At 62.7% G+C, this 26338-nt stretch carries 20 protein-coding genes; 7 read left to right on the top strand and 13 right to left on the bottom strand.

Going from position 1 to position 26338, the window contains the following annotated elements; genetic code table 11:
• Positions 1-128: 128 nt before the first annotated feature.
• Positions 129-2486: a Cna B-type domain-containing protein gene (locus NOV21_RS05070; RefSeq protein ID WP_283170114.1), complete on the bottom strand. Its 2358-nt coding sequence runs from the start codon at positions 2484-2486 to the stop codon at positions 129-131.
• Positions 2487-2750: 264 nt separating this feature from the next.
• Positions 2751-2978, bottom strand: coding sequence for a hypothetical protein (locus NOV21_RS05065; RefSeq protein ID WP_283170113.1), 228 nt, complete (start codon positions 2976-2978; stop codon positions 2751-2753).
• Positions 2979-3179: 201 nt separating this feature from the next.
• On the opposite strand from NOV21_RS05065, the gene NOV21_RS05060 reads away from it, so the two are divergent.
• Positions 3180-3887 carry a SanA/YdcF family protein gene (locus NOV21_RS05060; protein ID WP_283170112.1) on the top strand — a complete coding sequence of 236 codons (708 nt, stop codon included), beginning with the start codon at positions 3180-3182 and terminating at the stop codon, positions 3885-3887.
• Between the two features lie 88 nt (positions 3888-3975).
• Here the strand turns inward: NOV21_RS05060 and leuS are convergent, their stop codons facing one another.
• From leuS to NOV21_RS05045, 3 genes are all read right to left on the bottom strand, one after another.
• The gene (gene leuS / locus NOV21_RS05055; RefSeq protein ID WP_283170251.1) at positions 3976-6546 is read right to left on the bottom strand and encodes a leucine--tRNA ligase; all 2571 of its coding nucleotides are present in this window, start codon (positions 6544-6546) and stop codon (positions 3976-3978) included.
• Between the two features lie 374 nt (positions 6547-6920).
• Positions 6921-7406, bottom strand: coding sequence for a PIN domain-containing protein (locus NOV21_RS05050; RefSeq protein ID WP_283170111.1), 486 nt, complete (start codon positions 7404-7406; stop codon positions 6921-6923).
• Positions 7403-7729 (bottom strand): type II toxin-antitoxin system RelB/DinJ family antitoxin, encoded by a 327-nt coding sequence (locus tag NOV21_RS05045; RefSeq protein ID WP_283170110.1) that lies wholly within the window; start codon positions 7727-7729, stop codon positions 7403-7405. The genes NOV21_RS05050 and NOV21_RS05045 overlap by 4 nt, the downstream gene beginning before the upstream one ends.
• Positions 7730-7869: 140 nt before the next feature.
• Here NOV21_RS05045 and NOV21_RS05040 point away from each other — a divergent pair, with 140 nt between their 5' ends.
• Together NOV21_RS05040 and NOV21_RS05035 are read left to right on the top strand one after the other, a co-directional pair.
• On the top strand, positions 7870-9054 hold the full coding sequence (locus NOV21_RS05040; RefSeq protein WP_283170109.1) for a cysteine desulfurase family protein: 1185 nt from the start codon (positions 7870-7872) through the stop codon (positions 9052-9054).
• Positions 9051-10229, top strand: a complete 1179-nt coding sequence (locus NOV21_RS05035; protein ID WP_283170108.1) for an MnmA/TRMU family protein — start codon at positions 9051-9053, stop codon at positions 10227-10229. The genes NOV21_RS05040 and NOV21_RS05035 overlap by 4 nt, the downstream gene beginning before the upstream one ends.
• A 618-nt stretch (positions 10230-10847) precedes the next feature.
• Here the strand turns inward: NOV21_RS05035 and NOV21_RS05030 are convergent.
• From NOV21_RS05030 to NOV21_RS05020, 3 genes are all read right to left on the bottom strand, one after another.
• Positions 10848-12008, bottom strand: coding sequence for an iron-containing alcohol dehydrogenase (locus tag NOV21_RS05030; protein WP_283170107.1), 1161 nt, complete (start codon positions 12006-12008; stop codon positions 10848-10850).
• 325 nt (positions 12009-12333) lie between these two features.
• Positions 12334-13854 carry an IMP dehydrogenase gene (locus tag NOV21_RS05025; protein WP_283170106.1) on the bottom strand — a complete coding sequence of 507 codons (1521 nt, stop codon included), beginning with the start codon at positions 13852-13854 and terminating at the stop codon, positions 12334-12336.
• A 139-nt stretch (positions 13855-13993) separates the two neighbouring features.
• The gene (locus NOV21_RS05020; RefSeq protein WP_283170105.1) at positions 13994-15427 is read right to left on the bottom strand and encodes an aminopeptidase; all 1434 of its coding nucleotides are present in this window, start codon (positions 15425-15427) and stop codon (positions 13994-13996) included.
• 124 nt (positions 15428-15551) lie between these two features.
• Here NOV21_RS05020 and NOV21_RS05015 point away from each other — a divergent pair, with 124 nt between their 5' ends.
• Positions 15552-16211 (top strand): NUDIX domain-containing protein, encoded by a 660-nt coding sequence (locus NOV21_RS05015; protein WP_283170104.1) that lies wholly within the window; start codon positions 15552-15554, stop codon positions 16209-16211.
• 4 nt (positions 16212-16215) lie between these two features.
• Here NOV21_RS05015 and NOV21_RS05010 read toward each other — a convergent pair whose 3' ends face one another.
• Entirely contained in the window at positions 16216-16512 is a 297-nt protein-coding gene (locus NOV21_RS05010; protein WP_283170103.1) for a YerC/YecD family TrpR-related protein, read from the bottom strand.
• Positions 16513-16652: 140 nt separating this feature from the next.
• On the opposite strand from NOV21_RS05010, the gene NOV21_RS05005 reads away from it, so the two are divergent.
• Positions 16653-19358 carry a YfhO family protein gene (locus NOV21_RS05005; RefSeq protein ID WP_283170250.1) on the top strand — a complete coding sequence of 902 codons (2706 nt, stop codon included), beginning with the start codon at positions 16653-16655 and terminating at the stop codon, positions 19356-19358.
• Position 19359: 1 nt separating this feature from the next.
• Positions 19360-19896 carry a prepilin peptidase gene (locus NOV21_RS05000; RefSeq protein WP_283170102.1) on the top strand — a complete coding sequence of 179 codons (537 nt, stop codon included), beginning with the start codon at positions 19360-19362 and terminating at the stop codon, positions 19894-19896.
• Positions 19897-19903: 7 nt separating this feature from the next.
• On the opposite strand, the gene NOV21_RS04995 is transcribed toward NOV21_RS05000, so the two are convergent.
• Together NOV21_RS04995 and NOV21_RS04990 are read right to left on the bottom strand one after the other, a co-directional pair.
• On the bottom strand, positions 19904-21283 hold the full coding sequence (locus NOV21_RS04995) for a DHA2 family efflux MFS transporter permease subunit (protein ID WP_283170101.1): 1380 nt from the start codon (positions 21281-21283) through the stop codon (positions 19904-19906).
• Between the two features lie 87 nt (positions 21284-21370).
• On the bottom strand, positions 21371-22906 hold the full coding sequence (locus tag NOV21_RS04990; RefSeq protein WP_283170100.1) for an MATE family efflux transporter: 1536 nt from the start codon (positions 22904-22906) through the stop codon (positions 21371-21373).
• Between the two features lie 182 nt (positions 22907-23088).
• Between NOV21_RS04990 and NOV21_RS04985 the strand changes: the two genes are divergently transcribed.
• Positions 23089-23655: a biotin transporter BioY gene (locus NOV21_RS04985; protein WP_283170099.1), complete on the top strand. Its 567-nt coding sequence runs from the start codon at positions 23089-23091 to the stop codon at positions 23653-23655.
• A 93-nt stretch (positions 23656-23748) separates the two neighbouring features.
• Here the strand turns inward: NOV21_RS04985 and NOV21_RS04980 are convergent, their stop codons facing one another.
• Positions 23749-25416, bottom strand: a complete 1668-nt coding sequence (locus NOV21_RS04980) for a formate--tetrahydrofolate ligase (protein ID WP_283170098.1) — start codon at positions 25414-25416, stop codon at positions 23749-23751.
• A 148-nt stretch (positions 25417-25564) separates the two neighbouring features.
• Positions 25565-26332, bottom strand: coding sequence for a type III pantothenate kinase (locus NOV21_RS04975; protein WP_283170097.1), 768 nt, complete (start codon positions 26330-26332; stop codon positions 25565-25567).
• Positions 26333-26338: the final 6 nt, after the last annotated feature.

Raw genomic sequence — 26338 nt, 5'->3', positions numbered from 1 at the left:
CGCATGATGGAGCGATGCAGAGCAATCGAATCTCACCACGACACAGCATCGGGCCGGACGGCGGGCCCGCGAGGGGCGTCGTCCGGCCTTGTGGCGAAGCCGGTTTGGCTTATGGGACCGTCGGTGCGCTAGCTGCGCCTCCTCCTCGCGGCGATCGCGACGCCGAGCGCGGCGGCTCCCGTGACGGCGAGGCCAGCGAGGTTAGCGTCATCGCCGGTTCGCGGCATCCTCGAGCCCGTCGGCTTTCCCGTCTTTGCGGGCGGCTGCCCTTCGGTAGGCTGGTGGGAGTTCTCGATGGTGAACCCCTTCTGGGCGTCGCCCGTCACCTTGGACTCGTAGCCGGCCGGGACGTCAGCCTCCTCGACGGTGTAGGAGATCTCGTGGCCGTCGGTGGAATCGTACTTGACGAGGCCGTCAAAGGACCACTCCCAGCCGTCGGCGGCCGTCACGGTCCTTATGGCCTTCTCCGCCCCGTCGGCGTGCAGACGCACCGTGATGGACTCGGGACGCATGCCATCCCGGTCGCCGTCGTCATTCCACACCTTGGAACCTGAGATGTTCACGGTCTCCTTGTCGGTGTTCGTGATGGTGAAGCCGCTCGCCGCATCACCCGAGATTGCGATCTTGTATTTGCCGACATCGACTCCGGATACCTCGGCTTCCGTCACCGTGTAGCTGATCTCGTCTCCGGCTGTGGTGTACTTGGGCATGCCTTCGAACGACGATGTCCAGTTGTTGTCCGCGTTCAGCGTGACGTCCTTGTCAGTGTCGGCTCCGTTCGCCATCAGCTTCACGGTGACGGCAGAGCCCTTAGGGCCGATCCATTTCTTGGTGACGGGGATATCGATCTTCTCCCGCTCGTCGGCCACGGTCTTGACGGCGCCGCCTGACACGTTGACGTCGAGGGTGAACTCCTCGTCGTTAGATAGGTAACCCTTAGGGGGCATCTTCTCCTTCACCTTGTAAGTGCCGGAAGTTAAAGCGCCGGAGGTCACCGTGCCGTCCGCACCGGTCGTGAGCGTAAACGTGGAGCCGTCGGGCGCGGTCACCGTGAAGACCGCCCCCGCGAGTGCGACGGAGGTGTCGTCCGCATCGACTTTGATGAGCTTGATCTTGTTTGCGAGGTCACCGCTGCCCGAGCCGCCGGATTCGGCAGAGTGATAGATTGCCAGCTTGTCAATACTCTTCTCGATGGAGTTGAGCAACATAGTGTTGTTCAGCGTCGTGCCGGGCGTGTAGGTAGTCCTGTATCTCAGTCTGTATTGCTGACCATTCACATCGCCCAGGTTGATGGTGAAGGACTGACCGTCGGAAGCGATGGTGAGCTTGCCGTCGAGGCTAACCAGTTCGGGGTCGCCTATGGAATGGCCCTTGGGGTCAAGCTTGACTTTATAGAGCTTGAAGCTGCCCTCGATGTACTTCTCGCTGCCGTCACCACCCGTGAGCTGGTCGGATACCGTCACGTTGGTGAGGGTCGCCTTAGCGTAGTTGAGGCGAGCCCACCACTGGGCCTGGCCGTCTTGTCCGTCTACCTTGGCACCCCACTTGGCGAGCACCTCGTCGTCGTCAAGGTTCGGGGCCCCGTCAATCTTGACGGTGACCGGGATGACCTTCCCGCTGACCGTCACGTTGAAGGTGTTGCCCTCGCCTTCCTTTATCTTTTCCCGGTTAAACTTGGAGAGCAGGTCGATCGACCCGTTGACCTTCTCCTTGCCCTCGACCCAGTCCGTGAAGGTGACTCGTACCTTGCCGCCGTTATCGCCGGGGCCCGGGTCTACGTGCGCCGTGGCGATCACCGTGGTGCTGCCGGGAACGTACAGGTTGAAGTCGCGCGCCGTCGTGTCGGACGGGAACCTCATGCTGTCGGGGAGCGTGATGTCGAAGTAGTCCCCCTCGTGCAGGTTGGCGCCGTTCTGGCTCGCATCCCATTTCATCTTCAGATAGAACGTCTCATAGGAGTAGAAGCTCGTGGGGGTGCTGCCGTCAGTGCGCTGGATCCGCAGGTCTGAGACGGTCGTGTCGACCGCCTTCGGGGTAGCGGGAGCCTTGGGACCCCTCAGAAGAGGGGCGGCCGGAGCTTTTGCGGTATCGGGCGCAGCCGTTACATTGTCCGCGTCAACCTCCCCGGCATCGCTTGCCTCAGCCGCTTCGCCCGGTCCGGCCTTCGAATCAACATCCGGACCGGCCCTGGTGGCATTTGCGCCGGACTCGTCGGCCGCTTTCGCCTTCCCGTCGTCGGCGGGAACCGCCCGTTCTCCCGCCGATACCGAAATGCCGACCTCAGGTGCCTCGTCCTCCGGGGTGGCGGCAGCCTTCTCGGCGGCTTGGTCGGTAGCGGCGCCTTCGCCGCCTTGCCCGACGGTTGCGGCGGGGGCCTCCGGAGCCGTCGCCGCCACATCATCCGCGGCGAATGCGCTGAGACCCCCGGGCATACATACGCTGAGCGCCAGCGCGAAACTCATGAGGCAGCATAGTTTCTTCATCATGATTCTCCTTTTCTTGCGCCTCTCTTGCACATCGAGATTGGTCGGACACGATTCCCCATAGGGACGCCTTACCATCCTCAAGAATCTCATTCAGGCTCTCCGAGCGCATGGAAAATATGATGCTCGGCGGAAATGATGCAGCGGATGGCGTGCCCAGTCGATCGTTGCGGCACTTCTTCTGGAGGAACTATTATCCTCCTATTCGGATAGAACTATGTAATTGTAGCAGAGACGGCTTCCCCGCTCGTTTCGAGATCGATGCGATCAGAGGCACATCGCGACGGCTTCCGCCGCGCAGAAAACGGCTGCCGCGATCAGGATGCCGCCGATCGCACGGCCCAGCCCGTCCCGTTTCTGAGCCTCGACCTGCTCGTCGGTTGATTTCCGATTTCCCGCGATGGTCCTGTACCCTCTACCGGAAACGAGCAGAATCCCCCAGATGGCGAGGCCGACGGACAGGACGCCCAGAACCACCTTTCCGAGGATCTGCATCTTCCCACGTCTCCTTCCGCACGGCATCCGCTCCGATGGACATAAAGAGGATACACCGATTCCCTTATGGATGTCGGGCACTGCACCCATCGGACCGATATCTTGCTAGCACGATAGGGGGCGCCTCGATATTCCCTGCAATCTAGCGAGCAGTTTGTGCAGTTTCGCCCGAAGAAGCATGCAGCGTTTACCATCGCTTGCATGGTTCGGGTAACGGACATACTGAAAAAGGGAGCTCGATTCGCGGCGAAGGCCGCGATGGTCATCGTCGTGGCGGGTGCGCTCGTCATCGCCATCCCCAACGGATATGAGATCGCCACGCAGGCGGGTAAGATCAGAACGCTTGAGCAGGCTTCCGAGCAGGCATCGCAGGGGCAGACGTACGACTGCATCATGGTTCTGGGCGCATCTGTGCAGCCAGACGGCCAGCCCTCGACGATCCTCGCCGACCGGATCGACGTCGCCGTCGAACTGTACCGCGCGGGCGTCGCGCCGAAAATCGTGATGAGCGGCGACAACCTGAATTACAACACCTACGACGAGGTCGGCAACATGAAGGCGTACGCGGTGGCGCAGGGCGTTCCTTCCGAAGATGTGTTCTGCGACCACGCCGGACTCAACACCTACGACAGCATGTACCGCGCATTCCATGTCTTCCAGGTGAACCGCATGGCGATCGTCACGCAGACCTACCATCTGTATCGTGCGCTTTACGATGCGGACCGCTTCGGGATCACGTGCATCGGGATCGCTGCCGACCGACATGAGTACACAAAGCAGGCCCAGTTCAGCATGCGGGAGGTCTTTGCGCGTGCGAGCGACATGGGCAAGGTCATCACCAACGAGAACGCCACCATCTTGAGCGAGCCGGTTTCGCTCGACCAATCGGGCGATGTGACCACCTGGTAGGCATCGAGGGGAATCTCGCATTGGCCACGCAGGCCCCTCGGTTGCGAGGAGCTGCTGCATAAACCCCATCACCTGTCAGACGGGAACGCTATTTTGCAACCACGTTCACCAGGCGGCCGGGAATCACGATCGCCTTGGCGATGGCCTTCCCAGCGGTATGCTGCTCGACAGCAGCCAGAGCCATTGCGCGAACCTCATCCTCCGCCATATCCGCCGCTACGGTGATGCGAGCGCGGACCTTGCCGTTCACCTGGACGGCGAGCTCGACCTCATCCGCCTTGGCAGCTTCGGGGTCGAAGTCCGGCCAGGCGGCGCGGTGGACCGATTCGCCGTTGCCCAGCACCGTGCGCCACAGCTCATCCGCCCAATGCGGCGCACTCGGCGCGAGCAGGCGCACCAACACGCTCGCCACATCGGCGGAAAGCGCCTTCCAATCGTCGTTCGCCGCGCGATCTTCGGCGCTCGCAACCCGCAGGAATGCGCCCGCTGCGTTGGAAAGCTCCATGATCGCGGCTATCGCCGTGTTGAAATTGGTGCGTTCGATATCGTCCGTTGCCTTGCCCACGACGCGATGGCGTTCGCGCAGCAGCGCCTTAGCGGCGTCGGCGGCCTTCACGGCCTTCTTGCCCTTGCGCGCCTCGGGGTCGAACAGCGTCTGGTCGCCTGCCTTGCCCACCAGGTCGTGCACCTGCCGCCACACGCGGATGAGGAAACGCGAAACGCCGGCGAGGCCGTCCTCGTTCCACTGCAGTTCCTTTTCGGGCGGGGCCATGAACAGGATGTACGTGCGCACGGCATCGGCACCGTAACGCTCGATCATGGTTTCGGGGGCGATGACGTTCCCCTTGCTCTTGCTCATCACGTCGCCGTGCTCGTCAAGGACCATGCCCTGGCAGAGCAGGTTGGTGAACGGCTCGTCGAAATCGAGCATCCCCGCATCGCGCAGCACCTTCGTGTAGAAGCGGCTGTACAGGAGGTGGAGGATGGCGTGCTCGATACCGCCGATGTACTGGTCGACCGGCATCCAACGGTTCGCCTTGCCCGGGTCGAAGGGAGCCTTGGCGTTCTTCGGGTCAGTGTAGCGCATGTAATACCAGCTACTGCACGTGAACGTGTCCATGGTGTCGGTCTCGCGCTTGGCGGGTCCTCCGCAAACCGGGCAAGTGCAATCGGCGAAACTCTTATGCGTCGCCAACGTCTCGCCCGCTGCGAGATCGATGTCCTCAGGCAGCAGGACGGGCAAATCCTCTTCGGGAACGGGGACCACGCCGCATGCCGGACAATGGATTGCCGGAATGGGGTTGCCCCAGTAGCGCTGGCGGGAGATGAGCCAGTCGCGCAAGCGGAACTCCACCTTGCGCCTGCCCCGGCCCCGCTTCTCGAGGAACTTCACGATCGCCTCTTCGCCCTCGCTATGCTTCCCGCCGCGCATGCCGGTATAGGGGCCGCTTTGCACCAGCGTGCCCTCGGCCTCCATGGCGCCTTCCCACGCAACCTCGGTGACGACGCGGCCCTTCTCCTCTTTCAGCTGGGGATACAGGGGGTCGTCGTCCTTCAGTATGATGGGGATGATGGGCAGGCGGTATTTGCGGGCGAACTCGAAATCGCGTTGATCGCCGCAGGGAACCGCCATGACCGCGCCCGTGCCGTAATCCGCTACGACGTAGTCGGCCACCCAGACGGGCACCTTCTCGCCGTTGACGGGGTTCACCACGTACCGCCCGGTGAAGACGCCGTGCTTCTCACGGTCGCCCTGCGCGCGCTCGACCGCGCTGACCTTCTCCGATGCCTCGATCAGATCGAGCACCGCCCGCTCGTTGGGCATGCCCTCCACCCAGGCGGGAAGGTCGGGATATTCGGGGGCAACCACGAAGAAGCTGCAGCCGAACAGCGTGTCGGCACGCGTGGTGAACACCGTTATCATCTCGTCGGTTTCGGCACCGTCCCTATCGCAGAGCGCGAACTCCACCTCGGCGCCCTCGCTGCGGCCGATCCAATTCGCCTGCTGCTGCTTCACGCGGTCGGGCCAGCCCTTGAGCTGATCCAAATCGTCGAGCAGCTCCTGCGCGTAATCGGTGATCTTCAGGTACCACTGGGTCAGGTCGCGCTTCTCGACCTCGCTTCCGCACCGCCAGCAGCGACCCTCGATCACCTGCTCGTTGGCTAGCACCGTCTTGCAGCTCGGGCACCAGTTCACCGGCGAATTGCGGCGCTCCACCAGGCCGCGCTTCCAGAACTGCTCGAAGATCCACTGGCCCCAGCGGTAATACTCGGGATCGCACGCGACGACTGTGCGGTCCCAGTCGTAGCTGAAGCCCATGCGCTTGAAGCTCGCCTTCTGGGTTTCGATGTTCTTGTACGTCCAAACGGCGGGGTGCGTGTTGTGCTTGATGGCGGCATTTTCGGCGGGCAGGCCGAAGGCGTCCCATCCCATGGGGTGCAGCACGTCGAATCCGCGCATGCGGTTGTAGCGAGCCATCACGTCGCCGATGGTGTAATTGCGCACATGCCCCATGTGGATATCGCCCGAGGGGTACGGGAACATCTCCAGCACGTACTTCTTCGGCTTATCCGAATTCTCTTCGACGTTATCCAGACCCGCGGCGGCCCACTGCTGCTGCAGACGCGGCTCTATCTCCTGCGGATCGTATTCATGCATGCACATAGCTTTCCCTCTCGGGACGCGGGGTTGTATTGACGTTGCTCCATTATACGCAAGTGAAGCCGAAGTCGCCGCGAACCCCGCAGGCACCAAAGACCCCCTCGATTCCGTCTACAATACGTCCACGTTCCGCACTGCGCTGCCCGCCTACCCTGCGCCCCCGCAGCCGAGCGGGTGAAAGGGCAGATTGATACGGGGTTTCCCGCATGCTCCCGCATCGTGCAGCCGAGCGGGGACGAGGCAGCCTCGGCAGCGATTCACCCTTCGGCGCGAGCATCGAGCCTGCCCCGCAACCAACAGCCGAACATCGCGCTGCCCGCCTATGAGGGGGAAGCCGGAAACACCCAGTCTGCCAACCTGCCGGCGATCCGTCAGAAGGGGACGAAATCGTATGTCAGCCCTTTTTCGCGCGCGAGGTAATCGAACAGTTCGTCCGCATCGAACACCTTGATGGACGACCGGGCAAAATCCCTTTTATCTCGCGTGATGATCGCTTCGGCTTGCACCCGCTTGGCAACTTCGTGGACGCAGGAGTCTTCAATATCTTCCCAAGGAGATTCAATTGCCGCAATGACTTCGTTTTCATACAGAGGAACGAAGCGGGAACAAGAGTTCAGCCGGGATATCTGAGCCTTCGCCTTGGACGCAAGAGAAGGTCTTCCTCCTTTGGTGAGGATATACGCTACATCAGTAACTTGAGATGTGCTCATAATGAGCTCGACTTCGCCAATCCGCCCCATTAAAAAAAGTTTTCTCCAGCTAGGTCGAGAGAAATCCCTGTCCGCAAGAAAATCGAGCGCTATGTTCGAATCGATAACGAACTTCAATCGTTCTGCAGCATTATTCTTCTCACTCATTTGAAATCACTCGCCGTTGCCAACCCTCTAGCTATGAGGGCCTCCTGACGCAGTTCGTCGTAAGTTTTATCTCTATCTATGGAAAGCTCATCCGCGGCAATGCGCACTTCCTCCAGCCAATCCATGGCCTCTTGAATCTCTTCCTTCGTGTAGGTGCGCGGCTTCACCTCCTCGGGCGCGAAGGGAAGCTTCCGCTCCCTGATGATATAGTCGTAGAGCTCGTTCACCACCCGGGAGGCGTTCGTCCCCAACGATTCGAGGATGCGGTTGCCTTCTTCTTTCTTTTCCTCCGACATGCGGGCCGTGACCATCGCACTTGCCATATGCCACCTCCTTATATGTTGTACGTAATACATTATATTATAGCGCATCCGCCCTTTATGGCGGCAACACCATAAGAAGTCGGCGAGCGGTGCGGACGTGCTATAGTTCCGAAAAAATCGACAGCGGCGGAACAGGGGCCATGGACTTCATTTATCTCGATCATGCGGCGGCAACGCCCCTTGACGCACGTGTGCGCAAGGCGATGGAGCCTTATGGGAGCGATCTCTTCTTCAACCCCAGCAGCCCCTACGCACCCGCCGTGCGCGTGCGCCAGGCCTACGAGCAAGCGCGTGCGGATTTGGCGCACGCCATCGGGGGAAAGCCCGCGGAAGTGATCATCACCGCGGGCGCGACCGAGTCGATCAACCTGGCATTCGGGAGCATCGAAGGGCATGCGGTCATCCCCGTCATCGAGCATGCGAGCGTGAGGGAATCCGCCGCGAAGCACCCTTGCACCCTTGTCGGCGTGGACGCGCGGGGGCGCGTGAATCCCGACGATATCGCCAAGGCCATCCGCCCCGACACCCGATTGGTGAGCGTAGGCGTCGCCAATAACGAGATCGGGACCGTGCAACCGGTTCGTGCGATCGCGGCCGTGGTCCGTGCGGAGCGCCTTCGCCGCTTGCAATCCGGCAACACCGCCCCGCTGTTCCTGCATTGCGATGCCAGCCAAGGCGCGGGGCAGATCGATATCAACACGAGCAGCCTCGGCGTGGACATGCTGACGTGCAACGCAGGCAAAATCTACGGGCCCAAGCAGATGGGGCTGCTGTGGGCGGCGCCCGACGTCCCCCTGCGCCCAACCGTGGTCGGCGGAGGGCAGGAGCGCGGACTGCGCAGCGGCACGGAAAACGTTGCGGGTGCCGTCGGCTTCGCTCGCGCGCTTTCCCTGGCGGTCGAAGGCCGCAAGGAGGAGGCGATACGGCTTGCGAACCTACGCGACGGCCTGCAGAATACACTGCTGCGCGCCTTCCCAGACGCAGTGGTCTCAGGACATAAGAAGCATCGCCTGCCCGGGCATCTGCACATCAGCTTCCCGCATATCGATGCGGAGCGCATCGTCTTCAAGCTGGAGGACGTCGGCGTGCTCGTGGGCACGGGGGCGGCATGCGCGGCGAACAAGAGCGCGCGCAGCCACGTGCTCGAAGCCATCGGGATGCCCCCCGAGCTGGCCGACGGCAGCCTGCGGCTGACCTTGGGCCGCCTTTCCACGGAGGAGAACACCGCACGGGCGGCGGAGCTGATCATCGCGGCGATCCGAAGCGAATACGATCGCATCGGCATGACCCGCAGCTCCTCCGATGCGGGAGGAGGAGCCCGATGAGCGAACGGGTGCTCGTTGGGATGAGCGGCGGGGTCGATTCGTCCGTCGCCGCCGCCCTGCTCAAGGAATCCGGTTACGATGTCGTAGGCGCCTACATGAAAAACTGGACGGTCGACATTCCCGGATCGCATTGCGCATGGGCGGATGACCTCGCCTACGCGAAGCGCACGGCAGTGCGGCTGGACATCGATTTCAGAGTGTACGATTTCCAAGACGCCTACAAACGCGACGTCGTGGATTACATGGTTGCCGAGTACCGCGCGGGCCGCACGCCCAACCCCGACATCATGTGCAACCAAGACGTGAAGTTCGGAATGTTCCTGGATACAGCCGAAGCGAAGGGCTTCGACTTCATCGCGACGGGCCATTATGCGGCAACGGAATGGAACAGCACCGCGGACAAGAGCCTCTTGAATGCTCTCGTTGCAGGCGGGGAGGAGGACGCCCTGCGCGCCATCCAATTGATCGAGGGGAGCACCGAACCCGAGCCACGCGGTTCGAACGGCGCCCTGCATCGCCACCGTCACCTGCTTCGAGCAGCTGATGCCCATAAGGACCAGACGTACTTCCTCTACCGCATGACCCAGCGTGCCGTCGACCGCACGCTATTCCCCTTGGGGGGCCTCACCAAGTCCCAGGTGCGAACTATGGCAGAAGCCCGCAACCTACCCAGTGCGGATAAGCCGGATAGCCAGGGAATATGCTTCGTCGGCGAAGCGGGAATCCGCGAGTTCCTGCGCATGTACGTGGATCTGCAGCCCGGCGAAATCAAAGACGCCGTCAGCGGCGATGTGCTGGGCTATCACGACGGCGCTATCTTCTTCACCATCGGACAACGCAAGGGCCTGAGCATCGGAGGCGGGAAACCGCACTTCGTGGTGGGAAAGGACATGGACCGCAACGAGGTGTACGTGAGCGACGATCCAGCCGTTCTTAAGCGCGGAACCCGCGAGCTCCGCCTGGAGCGATGCTCGTGGGTTTCCGGAAAGCCCCCGATGGCAGGCGCGTACGAGGTTCGCACCCGCCATACGGGCGCACTGTGCCGGGCGGAACTGCATGCGGAAGGAGGAGCTGCCACGCTTACCTTCGCCGAAGACCATGAGCGGGTAGCTCCCGGCCAATCGGCGGTCGTCTACGACGGAGCCATCTGCCTGGGCGGAGGAATCGTCGCCTGACCCCAAAAACCTCAACCTCCCAGGTGAGCTTTTCATCTTTTGACACGGGATGCTGTCCCTAAGCGTTCTACCATCGGACAAGCTTGTTTAAAAATTCCCATCACTTGTCTACTATTCGACTAGCTAAACAAGTTATACAAACAAGTAAAGATCAAGGGAACGAATATGGATAGTTTTGCGTAACTGGCTCCCAGCGCCACCTCCCTGCCAAGCCGAGAACAGTACCTGTCTTTTTTATGCGGTGGAAGAAGCGAGGCCATCACCAACCAGATGGTGCAAGTACTCGGAGCGCATTTGCCTTGGCAACGAACAGGGAAATGACTCCTTTTCGGAATGCGCGGAACCCCCACCGCAGTCGAGAAAAGCTAAAACGCCCGAAGAGGGCGCAATGTGCGCCGTTCGGGCGTTTCGCAACTCGTTGAACAGGTTGTGCAATGCCGACTACTTCGGCGAGTTCGACGAGGCAAAGCTGATTGAACAGCCCGAGATGGCGTACGCGCAGGTCATCAGATCGCGGTGCACCATCCCCGGGCCCTCCCCGACGCGCCCACCGGAACCGACATCAGCCGCCCGCAGTGCTTACGTTGGGGGAATCAGCGGATCTTGCCCTCAAGCTAACTATTGATAGCAGTCATACATATCGCCGAGAATCTGCTCGACTTCGGGTTTCTCCAAGGGCTGTTCGACAAATGGCCAGCACGCATCCGTCATGACCATATCCGCGAGTCCAACAATCTGCTCGCGAGTATATCCCATCTCCTTATAGGATTTTGCATTGACCTCGCGGAGGAAGGCGATCATCCCCTCGGAGATGATCGCGGCCAGCTCCTCTCCCGACTGTACCCCGTCGGTTTCGATGCCCATGGCGTCTGCGACCATTTTCGTCTTCTCGGGCTGCCTTGTCGCCGTGAATTTGAGGACGACAGGCATTGCAAGACCGCAACATAGGCCATGGGTGATATGGAACGCCGAGCCGGCGCTGTGCGCGATCGAATGACCGAGTTGGCACATGGTATCCTCAAAGGCGATGCCTGCGAAGTTGGAAGCGAGGCTGATCTGTTCACGCGCCTCCCTGTTCGAGCCGTCCGCCACGGCAGCGGGAAGGTATTTGACAATCCGCCTGATGGCATCCTGGCCGAGGACATCGGAACGCGGGTTAGGACCCCACATACCGGGTACCGTAACCGAGCTGGTTATGGCCTCAGCCGCATGGGAGAAAGCATCAAGGCCGGAGGAGCAGGTGACGTTGGACGGAGCGGAGAACGTTAGCTCCGGATCGACGATTGCGAGGTTCGGGGCAAGGAAAATGACGCATTTGCGTCCCTCTGCGCTGGTGACGACGGAGAACGAGGTGGCTTCGCTGCCGGTTCCCGAATTCGTGGGAATCGCAATCAGGGGCACGTCGCTGGTTTCATTGACATTGTAGAGGTCGGCAACCTTCTTGCCGGTTGCAATCACCATGCTGACTGCCTTCGCGGTGTCGATAACGCTGCCACCGCCAACGGCCACGATGCCATCGACGGCATTGCGCTGCGCGAAAACGGCAGCTTCATCGCAAGTGGCCTCAGGCGGATCGGCAAGGCACTTGCCGTATTCGAAGGCCTTGAGTCCAGCATCGGTCAGGCTCTTTTTAATTTCACTGTAAAACGGCTGCTTGACGATGAATTCATCTGAAATAAGCAGAATATTCTTTGCTCCGAATGCCTTCATCCGGGTGCCCGCTTCTTTCGAAGCGCCGAAACCAAAAACAACGGGGCATACTTGCTTGTACTGGCTCATATTATCCCTCCATTGCTATGTTATTATTGTGTGTTCAGCTGAAAATATATCCGGATATCTTCAGACATCATATTTCATGAAGGGTTTACGTGCGCACGATAAAAGGTGAGCGGTGGTAATTTATTCGCCTCTTGCAGTGAAGCCGGCTTGAGAAGTCAGCAAGGCTAAATCCTCGAATAGGGAGCACTCTTCACTATGTAGATGGATATCCACATGGACAGGTTGCCCATCCATCCCGAGCACGAAGAAAGGCCCCGAAGGGCCTTTTCGTATATTCGCATCCGCCGCCCCTTGATCAAGGGAGCGGCGAGCAGCTGAATCGCGATTAGTTCGCCGGAGTGGCGTGGGCTGCACGGTCCTTCTGCAGGACGTCGTGCGCGCCGCCTTCGACGATGCTGGTGGCGGACACCACGGTCAGCTTCGCCTTCTCCTGGAACTCGGGGATGGAAAGTGCACCGCAGTTGCACATCGTGCTGCGCACCTTGGAAAGCGTGAGGTCCACATTGTCCTTCAAACTGCCGGCGTAGGGCACGTAGCTGTCCACGCCCTCCTCGAAGCTCATGCCCTTCTTGCTGCCGCCCAGGTCGTAGCGCTGCCAGTTGCGGGCACGGGCGCTGCCCTCGCCCCAGTACTCCTTCATGTAGCTGCCGTTGACCATCACGCGGTTGTTGGGGGCCTCGTCGAAGCGGGCGAAGTAGCGGCCCAGCATCACGAAGTCCGCGCCCATGGCCAGCGCCAGCGTGATGTGCGTGTCGTACACGATGCCGCCGTCGGAGCAGATGGGGATGTAGACACCCGTCTCCTGGAAGTACTTGTCGCGTGCCTTGGCGACCTCGATGGTCGCCGTCGCCTGGCCGCGGCCGATGCCCTTCTGCTCACGCGTGATGCAGATGCTGCCGCCGCCGATGCCAATCTTGATGAAGTCGGTGCCCGCGTCCGCCAGGAAGCGGAACCCGTCCTCGTCGACCACGTTGCCCGCGCCGATCTTCACGCTGTCGCCGTAGGTATCGCGGACCCATTTGATGGTGCGGTATTGCCACTCGGAAAAGCCTTCGGAACTGTCGATGCACACGCAGTCGGCACCGGCATCCACCAGCGCGGGAACGCGCTGCTCGTAGTCGCGCGTGTTGATGCCGGCGCCCACCATGTAGCGCTTATGCGCGTCGAGCATCTCGTTGGGGTTCGACTTATGCGAGTCGTAGTCCTTGCGGAACACCACATACAGCAGGTTGTCATCGCCATCCACCACGGGAAGCGCGTTGAGCTTGTGATCCCAGATGATGTCGTTCGCCTTCTTCAGCGTGACATCCGCCGGAGCGGTGATCAGCTTTTCACGCGGGGTCATGAACGAGGACACCTTCTCATCCATGCTCATACGGGACAGGCGGTAATCGCGGCCCGTCACGATGCCCAGCAGCTTGCCGTGGCCCGTGCCGTCGCTGGTGACGGGCATGGTGGAATGGCCCAGCTTCTCCTTCAGCGCCACCACGTCAGCCAGGGTGTCGTCGGGGGTGAGGTTCGCATCACTGGTGACGAAGCCCGCCTTATAGGCTTTCACGCGCGCGACCATGGCCGCCTCATCCTCGATGGACTGACTTCCGTAGATGAAGCTCATGCCGCCTTCGGTCGCCAGCGCCACCGCCATGCCGTCATCGGAGACGGCCTGCATGATGGCGGAGATCATGGGGATGTTCAGGCTGATCGCGGGCTCTTCCTGACCTTTGCGGTACTTCACCAGCGGCGTGCGCAGCGTGACGTTCTCGGGACGGTTGTCCGCCGAGGAGTACCCGGGGACAAGCAGATACTCGTTGAAGGTACGGGACGGTTCTTCGAAGATTTTGGCCATGGGAGCCCTTTCCACGTGCTGATTCCGGGGGATGCTGGGGGCATTATACGCTTCGGCACGCGGGGTTTCCACGGGGATCGGGCAAGGAGAGCCGCCGCCCACACGTCGTACATCTTGCCGGCGGCGGCGCTCGCAGGGGCTATTTCGCATGCCGTATGAAAGCGGCATACCCCTTCTTCGCCTCGTACAGGTCGGCCTTGCTGGTGACCTCCCACGGCGCGTGCATGGAAAGCACCGGAACGCCGCTGTCGATCACGTTCATGGTGTACTTCGCCAGGATGTATGCGATGGTCCCGCCGCCGCCGGCATCGACGGCGCCCAGCTCGGCGGTTTGGTAGGCCACCCCGCCCGCTTCCATGACGCCGCGGACCTTCGCGACGTACTCCGCGTTCGCATCGTTGCTCCCGCTTTTCCCGCGCGCCCCGGTGAACTTGTTGAACACCAGGCCGCGCCCCAGGTACGCGCTGTTCTTGCCCTCGAACACGCTCGCGTAGCTGGGATCGAAGCCAGCGCTCACATCGCTGGAGAGCATGTTCGAGTTCGCAAGGCATCGGCGCAGTGCCAGAGGGCCGCCCTGGGCAGCCAGCTCCAGGATCTCCGCCATCGTGTTCTCGAAGAACAGGCTGGTCATGCCCGTGGCGCCCACGCTGCCGATCTCCTCCTTGTCCACCAGCAGGCACACCGCCGTGCGCTCCAGATCGGCGGGGGCCTCGATCTGGGCGATCAGGCTGGGGTACGCGCAGGATCGGTCGTCCTGGCCGTACCCTAAGACCATGCTTCCGTCGAAGCCGCAGGTGCGTGCGCGCCCCGCGGGGACGACTTCCAGCTCTGCGGAGAGGAAGTCCTCCTCGTCGAAGCCGTATTTGTCCTGCAGAAGCGAGACGATGGCCGCGCGCACGGGCTCCTTCGCAGCCATCTCCTCTATGGATCCTTCGGCGGCATGCTCGGCATCGCCCTTTTCCACCGCCAAGGGACGGCTGCCGCACAGCACGTCGAGGGCCTCTCCCTCAACCACCTTGTCTCCCGCCTTCTTCATCTGCTCGCCGCCCAAATGCGGCAGCAGGTCGGTGACGCAGAACACGGGATCCGCGGGGTCCTCGCCTACGTTCACGGTCACGACGCTGCCGTCGGTCTTCGCCACCACCCCGTGGATTGCCAGGGGCAACGTCACCCACTGATACTTTTTGATGCCGCCGTAGTAATGCGTGTCCAGCAGCGCGAAATCGCTCGACTCATACAGGGGGTTCTGCTTCACGTCCAGCCGGGGCGAATCGATATGAGCCCCCAGGATGTTCACTCCCTGCTCCAGCGGGTCGGTCCCCAGCTGCACGAGCATGACGGTCTTTCCGTACAGGCTGGCGTACACCCTCGCGCCCGGCTTGAGCCGCTCCCCCGCCTCAAGCACCTCGTCGATGCTGCGGTATCCCGCCTTGCGCGCGATATCCACCGCGGCGGCAGCGCATTCGCGCTCCGTCTTGTTCTCGCTGATGAACTCGATGTAACGCCCGGCGAGCTCGTCGATCGCCTCGAGGTCGGAGAGCTCGTAACCCTTCCATGCGTTCTTCCGTTCCATAGGGACTTCCTTTCTTCACATGCATCGCAAGCCATAGTACCGCGTCCGCCGGCCGCTGGACAAACGGGGTTTGGCGGTGCGTTGCCGAATTGCTATGATGGGGAAGCGAGCTCGAGGAGGCACCATGGCAGAATCGCGTAACATGCCTGACCCCCAACTGGAAAGCGTGGAGCAGGTCGCCGACGGCTGGATAAAGAAGTATCTGCTGCACTATCGCCTGCCCGACGGCCGCGCTTACACCTATGAGGCGATTTCGCGCAAGCCGAAGGACGAGTACATCGCCATGCTGCGGGGGATCCCGAAGGGGCCGGCCTCGTCGCAGGCGCCCGACGCCGTGTGCATCGTTCCGCGCACCGAGGACAACCGGCTGGTCGCCATAAAGGAGTTCCGCTACGCGCTCAACGAATGGTGCATCCAGTTCCCCTCGGGCCTGATCGACCCGGGCGAGACCATCGAGCAGGCGGTGGAGCGCGAGCTGCGGGAGGAGACGGGGTACGCCCTTTCGCGCGATGGGCAGGGCCGCGCCCACGTGAATCCGCTCGAGCAGCCGGGATATTCGAGCGCTGGGCTTTCGGAGGAAAGCGTGCAGGTGGTGTACGTGCACGTCGAGAACGAGCCGCACCTGGGCCAGCAGACTGAATCAAGCGAGTACATCGAGGTGTTCACGGTGCCCGTCAACGACGTGCCCGGCTTCCTCGCGCAGAACCAGCTGCCGATGGGAACGCGCGCCCAGCTGATCTTCGAGTGCTTCAGCCGCAACGTCAAGCGATACGGAATCGCTTAAGGGGCTACTCCCCCTCTGCGGCGCCGAGCACGTCGAGAGCGATGCGATACCCGCCGGACCCGTAATTGAGGGCCTTGGAGACCCGTGCGATGGTGGTGGCAGACGCGCCCGTGGCCTCCTCGATGGCGACGTAGGGCTTGCCCGCATCGAGCATGCGCGCCACTGCCAGACGCTGCGACGTCTCCTTGATTTCCCGGATGGTGAATATGTCCTCTATCAGGGAATATGCCTGGTCCTTATCCTTTACCCCCACGATCACATCGAGAAACGCCTCTACGCTGGGCGTCCTGAGATCACTCATGCACACGATTCCTTTCCCGATACGCCGCCGCCATCCGTTTGCCCGTTATTGTACTCTAACAGGGTAAAGCGCCGCGAATTCTACCGAATAGCTGCTTATTCGATAGCTACGCCGCGCTCGCAACGATACCACCTTTGCCCGTGAACACCCCCGGCCCCATGCCCTATACTTGCGGAATGCTGAAGTTCGCACGACATCACCGGTACTGTGCCGCGTTCCTCGCGGGAACGCTGCTCTACCTGCTGGCGTGCCTGCCCGCGATCGCCTACCGGGGCGGCTTCTTCTACTACTTCGGCGATTACGTGTTCCAGACCATCGAATTCTACACGAGCGCCCATCAGGCGGTGGCCGACGGGTACCTGTGGTGGAATCCCAACATCGAACTGGGCGGCTCCATGGCGGGATCGTACGGGTTCTACCTGTGGGGAAGCCCGTTCTTCTGGGCGAGCATGCTGCTTCCCACGTCCGCCGTCCCCTACGCGCTTCCGGCGATCATGGCGCTGCGGTACGGGACCGCCACCTGCACCGCGTTCCTCTGGGTCCGCCAGTTCACGCGCACCGACCGTGCGGCGCTGATCGGCGCCCTCCTGTACGCGTTCAGCGGATTCCAGGCCGTGAACATCGTCTTCTCGCACTTCCACGATGTGACGGCGTTCTTCCCGCTGTACCTGTACGGGTTCGACCGGCTTATGCGCGAGGAGCGCCATGCGGGCACCCTGTTCGCCCTGGGAACGGCGCTCATGGCGTGCATCAACTACTACTTCTTCTTCGGGGAAGTCGTATTCCTCGCCATCTACTACCTGATCAGATACCGGGCCTGGCGCCCCGCTGCCGCGCGAAGGGCGCTGCGCGAATTGCGCCTCCGGCAGAAGGCCGGCGGCGGGAAGCGGGACCCGCTGCTACAGCGCGATGACAAGGGGGTCTGGACCACGCGCGCGATGCGCGCGCTCCGCGCGGCCGACCCCTCGCTCGCGGACAGCGAGCTGCGCAGGAGGAGCCGCAATCGGCGCCTGCTCGCCGCGGCCTGCGCGTACGGATTCCTCGGCGTGCTGCTCGCCGCGGCATTCCTGGTGCAAACCGTGGGCGGCGTGATGGGAAACTCGCGCATCAGCAGCCATATCAGCGGCGACGATCTGCTTGCGTTCCGCGAGCCGACCACGTTCTGGTCCATCGTGAAGAGCGCTTTCCTGGTACCGGAGCTCATGGGGCGCCAATCGCTGTTCAACAACTCCGAGATCCAGTGGGCGTCGGTGAGCCTCTACCTGCCATGCCTCTCCCTTGCGGGCGTGATCGCCTACATTCTTAAAACGCGGCAGGGGCGCGGGGGCGCATGCGCATGCGCCGATTGGAAGGTCCGACTGATCGCCGCGCTCGGCGCCATGGCGGTCATCCCCGGACTATCTGCCCTGTTCAGCGCCATGAATTCCACCTTCTACGCACGCTGGTACTACCTACCCGTCCTCGTTGCGGCTGCCATGTCGGCTGAAGCGCTCGAAAGGGCCGGCACGCGCAATCTGAAACGCGGTGCCACGGCGGTCCTTGCCGCCACCCTCTTCTTCCTCGCATTCGGGTTCCTTCCCGGGCAGGCCGAGCCTATCGCGAACGGGCTGCTCTCCGTGCCAGGGAATTTCAAGTACTATGCGCTCATCATCGTCTCGACGATGGCGATGCTCGTGTTCCTGTGGTTGCTCCTGGTCAATCGAAGCACCCGGCCCCAGGGTTCCAACCTCGCGAGTTGGAGCGCCGCAGGCGCCATCGCGTTTTGCTGCGCGCTCTCGACGGGATGCGTGCTGCTGGATGGATGCCTGGTGTACTCGAATGGCGAAGCGGAGAACTTCGAGGTCCAATGCCTTCAGAACGCCCCGGATGTGGATGAGAGCTCCTATGCCCGCGTGGAAACCGATGACAGCGCGCAGAATTGGACCCTCATCTGGGGGCTGCCCGTAAACCGCACCTTCCTTTCCACCCCGGCGTCCTCGACCTTCGACATCTACGAGGCGTTCGAGGACGGCCGCATGCAGGAATCGAACATCGACATGTCCCATGCGGGGCTTCGGCACCTCATGTCCACACGTTACTACCTGCGCAATATCACGAAGGCGGACTCCCCCTCGTCCGACCTGTTCGGCGGGCTGTTCGGCTCCAGCTCCAGCGTCCCCCTCGTCGAAGATGCCGCAAGCGATGACGATGCTGGCTCCGCCACCCCCTCCGGATACGAGCGAACCGGGGAGACCGACGGATTCGCCGTGTACGAGACGCGGCATTTCATCCCCATGGGATTCACGTTCGACACGTTCATAACCGAGCGCGCCTACACGCAGCTGCGCAAGAACTCCCACCTGCCGAGCATCGCGGCGGACCGCCTTCTGGTGAAGGACCTGATCCTCACCGACGAGCAAGCGGAGAGGTACGGGCACTTGCTGCAGGAGGATGAGAGCATGCCCGAAAGCGCGATGACGCTGAACCGGTTCTTCGACTACGCCGACGAGCGGGCGGCAAGCGCGTGCAGCGCATTCGGCGCAGATCCAGGGGGATACACCGCAAGCATCTCGCTCGACCGGGAGAACCTGGTATTCTTCAGCATCCCCTACGATCGCGGATTCAAGGCGTTCGTCGATGGGCAGCCGGCCGCGCTTGAGAAGGTCGATTACGGGTTCATGGCCGTCGACGTGCCCGCCGGCACCCACGAGATCCGCCTAGCATGGCGTCCCTGGGGCATCGAATTCGGCATCGCCGGCAGCGCCGCCGCGACAATCATCCTCGCCATGTTGGCCCTGCGCGAACGGCGCAGGCGCCCATCCGCATCCGACCGGCTCGGCGGAGCGCACGTTCAACGAGGCGCATAGCATGGCCTCGACGTCCGCACTCACCCGCGCCGTCCCGCTCACCGCGGCTGCCGCGGCGGCATGCTGGGCGGTGTTCGGCCCCTCCCCCAGCTGCATTATCGGCATCGCCTTCGCGGGCACCCTCGTCGCGGTGAGCCTGATCGACTTGGAAACATCAACCATCCCGCCCGCCCTCGTCGCCGCCATCGCGGCGCTTGCCGTGCTTGCCGCCATCGCAGGCGTGCCCGAAGGGGTTGCGCTCGTCGACCGACCGCTTGGATTGGTCGCTGCCAGCGCGCCCATGCTCGCCTGCTCCCTTGCGATGGACGGACTGGGAGGCGGCGACATCAAGCTGATGGCCGCCGCAGGATTGCTTCTAGGTTGGAAGCTCGTGCTGCTCGCGTTCGCGATAGGAGCGGCGATCGGCGCACTGCAGGGCATCTTCCTCATCGCGTTCCGCGACGCAGGGAAAAGGACCGCATTCCCCTTCGGCCCGGCGCTCTCCGCCGGATGCTTCCTCGCCTATCTGGCGGGGAGCCCCTGCGTCGGCATCGCGTAGCGGAGAGCTAGCGCCGCTCCTTCTTGACGAAGGCGAAGGCGAGCACGCAAAGGATAGTCGAGCAGACGAAGCTGAAGAACACCGCCACGTCCACCCCCAGCGCCGTGATGGAGCCGGGGGAACCGCCGATCGCCATCAGGATGACCATGATCGACGTGCCCGCCGCCGCGGCGACCTGGCGGAAGGCGTTGCTTACGCTGGTGCCATCGGCGATGAGCCCCGCATCCAACCGATGCACGCTCCACGTCGACAGAAGCTGGATGAGCGCGCTGATGCCGAAGGCTCGCACCGCCTGCCAGCCCATGATCACCCAGAGATCGGTCATGCTCCCCAGATCGTGCATGCCCACCGTACCGACAACCAGCAGAAGCGCCCCGACGCAGATCACCGGTCGGGCGCCAAAGCGATCGTACAGGATGCCCGAAAGCGGATTCACGATGAACGCCGAAACCGTGCCTGGAAGCAGGGCCATGCCCGCCTCCAGGGCGCTGAACCCCTGCACCTTCTGCAAGCCCAAAGGGATGACCAGCGTCACGCCGATGAAGGCGCAGAACAGCAGGCACACCATAATCGTCCCGACGGTGAAATCGCGGTCGCGGAACACCGCCATATCAAGCAGGGGATGGGGAACGCGCACCTCGCGAGCGAAGAACGCGGCGGTCCCCGCGAGGCCGACCGCCAGGGGGACGAGCGTCTCCCATGAGGCGAACCCATAGTCGCTCACGTTCGCGAACCCCAGCAGAAGGATGCCGAACCCCGCAATAGACAGCAGCAGCGAGAAGATATCCAGGGGAAGCGCATCGCCGGATACCGTTTCGGAATGCAGGGCCGCAACTTCGATCAGGGCGATGAGCAGGGAGAGAGCGCCGAAGAACACGAATGCGCTGCGCCAGCCCATGGATTGGATGAATACCCCCACCAGCATGGGACCGATGTTGGGGCTGAAACCGAAGGCAAGACCGGCGAAGCCCATGATGGTCCCCCAGCGTTCGCGCGGGTAGTGGGCGAAAACGACCATTTGCACGAGGGGCATCTGAACGCCGGCCCCGATGCCCTCCAGAACGCGCCCGACGACCATCGAGGGGAACGTCTGCGCGGCGGCGATGATGAACGAGCCGAGCGCGAATAGCGCTGTCGATGCGATGAACAGGGACTTTGCGGTGAACCTCTTCGAAAGGAACGCAACTGTCGGCATCGTGATGCCCAGGCAGAGCTGGAAGAGCGTGACCAGCCACTGGGAAACCCCCACCGATACGCCGGTATCGGACATGATCTGCGGAAGCGCGGTGTTCATGCCGGTCTGGGACATGCCGCCCAGGCTCGTGCCCACCACCATCACCGCGAGGGCGAGGTAGCTGAGGCCCGATGATTGCTGTGATTTTTCCATACGGTGGATTCTACTGCGCGGCGGCCGGGAGCTTGCAATCTTTCCAGAATATCGCACGAGCGAGGCGGCGGCGCGGCAAAGGGATCCTTAGAAACTCGCCACCTGCAATTCACCCGATTCCAGCTTCTTCATGCGGCGCATCTCCATCAACAGGAACACGATGGTGATGAACACGGCGAGGAAGTCGGCGATGGGCGCTGCATAGTACAGCGCGTCAAGACCTGCGAACTGCGGCATCATCTGGGGAAGGACCTCGGGCAGCACCAGGTAGAGGGGGATCAGGAACAGCACCTGGCGCGTGAGCGAGATGAACGCGCTTTTGAGCGGCTGGCCCGTCGCTTGGAAATAGTTGCCGCCCACCACCTGGAAGCCGATCAAGGGGACGAGCGCCAGCTGCACTTGAAGCGCATGCGCGGTGAAGGCCACCAGATCGGGATTCTGTATGCCGAACCATCCGACGATCTGGTTCGGCCACAGCTGCACGCAAGCCCAGAGCACGGTCCCGATCACGGTCGCGCCCGCCATGCCCTCGAACAGCGTGGTGCGCACGCGCTTGAACAGATGGGCGCCGTAGTTGTATCCCAACAGCGGCTGCAGCGCCACGGCAACGCCGATAAGCGGGAACAGAACGGACATCGAAATGCGACTGACCACGCCGATGCTCGCCAGCGCCGCATCCTGCCCCAGAACGTTTTGGGCACCGTATTTGACGAGCATGTTGTTCAGCACGAAGTTCACCACCGCGGCAGCGGCTTGGATCGCGAAGCTGGCGAACCCGAGCGAGAGGAGCAACCGCACGGTGCGCCCCTCCAGGAGCATGTTGCGCACGTGCAGCTTCAGGGGAACATTGGGCGTGACGACGAAGAACCACAGCACGCTCACGCAACTCGCCGCCTGCCCGACCAGGGTTCCCAGCGCGCTGCCCGCAACACCCCATCCGAACACCATGACGAACAGGTAGTTGCCGGCAATGCAACCGATGGCGCCGATTACCATGGTGCCGAGCGCGCGGTTGGGGTTGCCCGCGGTGCGGATGAAGTTGTTCACGCCCATGCCGATGCATTGCAGCACGAATCCCAGGCTGAGGATTTGGATGAAGCTTTTCGCGTAGTCCCACACTTCCGGTGTGGTTCCGCTTATGGTCAAGAGTCCGTTGATGCATGCGGGAACGAACGCGAGCGCCGCGACGAACACGCTGACGATGATGGAGAGCGTCACCGTGTTGCCCAGGCTGCGCTCGGCACCTTGGCGATCGCCCTCGCCCATGCGCAAAGCGGCCAGCGCGTTGCCGCCGTTGCCGATGAGCATGGAGATCGCCATGAACACGATCATGATGGGGTTGGCGGCAGTCACCGCCGCTTGGCCGACCTCGTGCATCGCGCTGCCGAGGAATATGGAGTCTATGATGTTGTACGCCCCGTTCACCAGCATGCCGACGATGCTGGGGACGGCGAACTCGGTGATCAGGCGCGGGATGCTGCCCGTGCCCATGCGGTTCACCTTGTCGTCACGGCCGAGGTTATCGGGATCGAGGCCCATGGGGGCGCCGGGGCGCGGCTCGCCTTTGATTACCGGCTCGTCCTCCCAAGCGTTCTTCTCTTCACTCCACTTCGATATCGGCACGAGCGCTCTTTCCCCTCCGCAAGCATGACTGGAAAAGATTACACCCGTGTCGAGCCGCATGAAACCCCCGCACAATACATGCAGATGGAGAAAATGGGGAATGCCTGCGCGTTCGCCTTCCCTGTCATATTGTTAACCTAAATTGTTGTTTCTAGTTAACAATTGATTTGAAAGGACGAATCATGGAGAAGAGATCGCAATTCCGTACGAGATCGATTGCGTTCGTCGGATTGTCCGTCGCGCTGCTGGCCGTCTCCGCCTGGATCACCATCCCGCTCGGGCCGGTGCCCTTCACGATGCAGACTTTCGTGTGCACGTTCCTCCTTTTGGCGCTTTCCCCCTCTGAGGCGCTCGCATCGCTTGCGCTCTACGTGGTGCTGGGGGCGATCGGCCTGCCGCTCTTCAGCGGCATGTCCGGCGGGATCGGGCGCATCATGGGGCCCACGGGCGGATTCCTTTGGGGCTTCGTGCTCGGAGGGATCGCGCTCGTCGGGGTGCTCGCGCTCGCGAAGCGGCGTAGCGCGGCGATAGAATACCTGGCCGCGGGCGCGTTCCTGATCGTCGTCTACCTTGCCGGCTGGCTGCAGCTTGCCGCCGTCTCCGGGATGGGGCTTGAAGCCGCCTTCCTAGCGGGCGTCGCCCCGTTCATCGTGCTCGACGCCATCAAAATCGCCCTGGCGGTGCCCGTGGCCCGGGCCGTCCGCCACGCCGTCGGCAACCGGCGCTCGCCCTCCCCCGCGAAGCTCTAGCGCCGCGCTCAACACCCATCCCAAGCGCAGCGCGCCCCGTCGCCCGAAGGGGCGGCGGGGCGCGGTTTCGCTTCCAAGGGATCTGGCTGGAGCCTAGAACAACCCGGTGATCTTCCCGGCCTCGTCGACGTCGATCTTGAAGGCCGCGGGGTTCTTCCCCAGGCCGGGCATCGTCATGATGCTGCCCGTGAGCGCAACGATGAAGCCAGCGCCGGCCGAAACCTTCACGTTGCGCACCGTCATGCGGAATCCTCGCGGCGCCCCCAAAAGGGCCGGATTGTCGCTGAAGCTGTACTGGGTCTTCGCCATGCACACCGGCATGCCCCCGAAGCCCAACCCCTCCAGCTGCTCGATCTCCTTCTGGGCCGCCGCCGCGAAGTCGATCCCGTCGGCGCGGTAGACGGTCTTGGCGATCGCCTCGATCTTATCGGCGATGCCGCCTTCGAGCTCGTAGGCGAACCTGAACCCGTTGGGCTGCTCGCAGAGGCGCACGACCTCCTCGGCGAGAGCCTTGCCGCCCGCTCCGCCCTTCGCCCATACCTCGGACAGGGCGACGTTCACGCCCAGCTCCTTGCACTTTGCCTCCACCAGGCCGAGCTCCGCCTCGGTGTCCGTGGGGAACGCGTTGATGGCGACCACGCAGGGAAGCCGGTAGACATTGGCGATGGTTTCGACATGCTGCAGCAGGTTGGGAAGACCCGCCTCCAACGCCTGCAGGTTCTCTTCGTCCAACTGGCCTTTCGGGACCCCACCGTGATTCTTCAGCGCGCGCACGGTGGCGACCACGACAACCGCATCGGGCTTCAGCCCGGTGAGGCGGCACTTGATATCGAGGAACTTCTCAGCGCCCAGGTCGGCGCCGAAGCCGGCCTCCGTGACGCAATAATCGCCCAGCGCCAGCGCCATGCGCGTGGCCATGATGCTGTTGCAGCCGTGCGCGATGTTGGCGAAGGGGCCGCCATGCACGAATGCGGGGTTGCCCTCCAGCGTCTGCACCATGTTGGGTTTGAGCGCATCCTTCAACAGCGCGGCCATCGCACCTTCCGCATGCAGGTCGTGCGCGGTCACGGGTTTGTCGTCATAGGTGTAGCCCACCACGATGCGCCCCAGGCGCTCCTTGAGGTCGGTGATGCTGGTTGCCAGGCAGAAGATGGCCATGACCTCGCTCGCGACGGTGATGTCGAAGCCGTCCTCGCGCGGGACGCCGTCGGCCTTTCCGCCCAAGCCGTCCACGATGTGCCGCAGCTGCCGATCGTTCATGTCCACCACGCGCTTCCACGTGACGCGGCGCGGGTCGATGCCCAGGTCGTTGTTGTTGTGGATGCGGGCATCAAGCAGCGCGGCGAGCAGATTGTTTGCCGCTCCGATGGCGTGGAAGTCGCCCGTGAAATGCAGATTGATATCCTCCATGGGAATGACCTGAGCATACCCTCCGCCGGCGGCACCGCCCTTGATGCCGAACACCGGCCCCAGACTCGGCTCGCGCAGGGCGAGGACCGCTCGCTTCCCTATGCCGTTGAGGCCGTCTGCCAAGCCCACCGATGTGGTGGTCTTGCCCTCGCCCGCAGGCGTGGGGTTGATGGCGGTCACCAGCACGAGCTTGCCCGGCGTGTGCTCCTGCTCGCGCAAGAGATTGTAGTCGATCTTCGCCTTGTACGGGCCGTACTGCTCCAGGTACTTCTCCGGCACGCCGACCTTCTGGGCGATCTCGGCGATGGGGCGGGCTTCGGTCGCTTGCGCGATTTCGATATCGGTGAGCATGCACATGCCTTTCTCTCGGGTCCGCATGGCGCCGATTGTAGCGCAGGCGGCAGCACGCTCGCCCCTCAACGGGGCGAACGTTCAAAATGCCCGCGCGAGCACACGCGGGGCAGGGCTATCGCACCGACTTCGTGGCGATCAGGCCCGCCTACCTCCTATTCGCTTCGTAAATAAGGCGCAGGCCCTCGAGGGTCAGCTCGGGGTTCACCACGGTCACGGTCTGCGAAAGCTGGTCCAGCATCGCGCCGAAGCCCCCCGTCGCGATCACCGGGCATTCCCCGCCCAGCTCGTCCCACATGCGGCGGACCATACCGTCCAATCCGTCGACTTGCCCGTACACCACGCCGATCTGTATGGCGGAGACGGTGCTCGCGCCGATGGCGCGGCCGGGGTCGACGAGCTCGACCTCGGGCAGGAGGGCGGTATGCGACACCAATCCGTCGATGCTCGTCTGCACTCCGGGAGCGATGGCGCCGCCGAGGAAGCGCCCTCCTTCGCCCACCGCTTCGATGTTGGTGGCGGTGCCCATGTCGATCACGATCACCGGGTCGCCGTACAGAGCGCGTGCCGCCACGGCATCGGCGAGCCGGTCGGCTCCGGGCGTGCTCGCGTACGAGCTCACATCCAAAAGGCCCCGCACCGAATCAGGCCCGACCGCCAGCACGTTCTCACCGCAGAGCGAAGCTCCCACACGGCACCACAGGCTTTTCAGCAGAGGAACCACCGTACCCACGCAGAGGTCCGTGATGTCGGAGAATCCCATGCCCTCGACGCCGAGAAGCCCATGCAGGGCGACCCTGACCTCGTCGACGGTCTGCTTGGGGTTGGTCTCCACGCGCCACATATGCCGCAGGCGGGAACCATCATGAACTCCCAGAACGGTGTGCGAGTTGCCGACATCTACCGTGAGTAACATGCGCTT

The sequence above is a fragment of the Curtanaerobium respiraculi genome (assembly GCF_024609215.1).
In the GTDB taxonomy this organism is placed as follows: Bacteria; Actinomycetota; Coriobacteriia; order Coriobacteriales; family Eggerthellaceae; genus Curtanaerobium; species Curtanaerobium respiraculi.
This window is presented reverse-complemented; position numbering and strand designations above follow the sequence as displayed.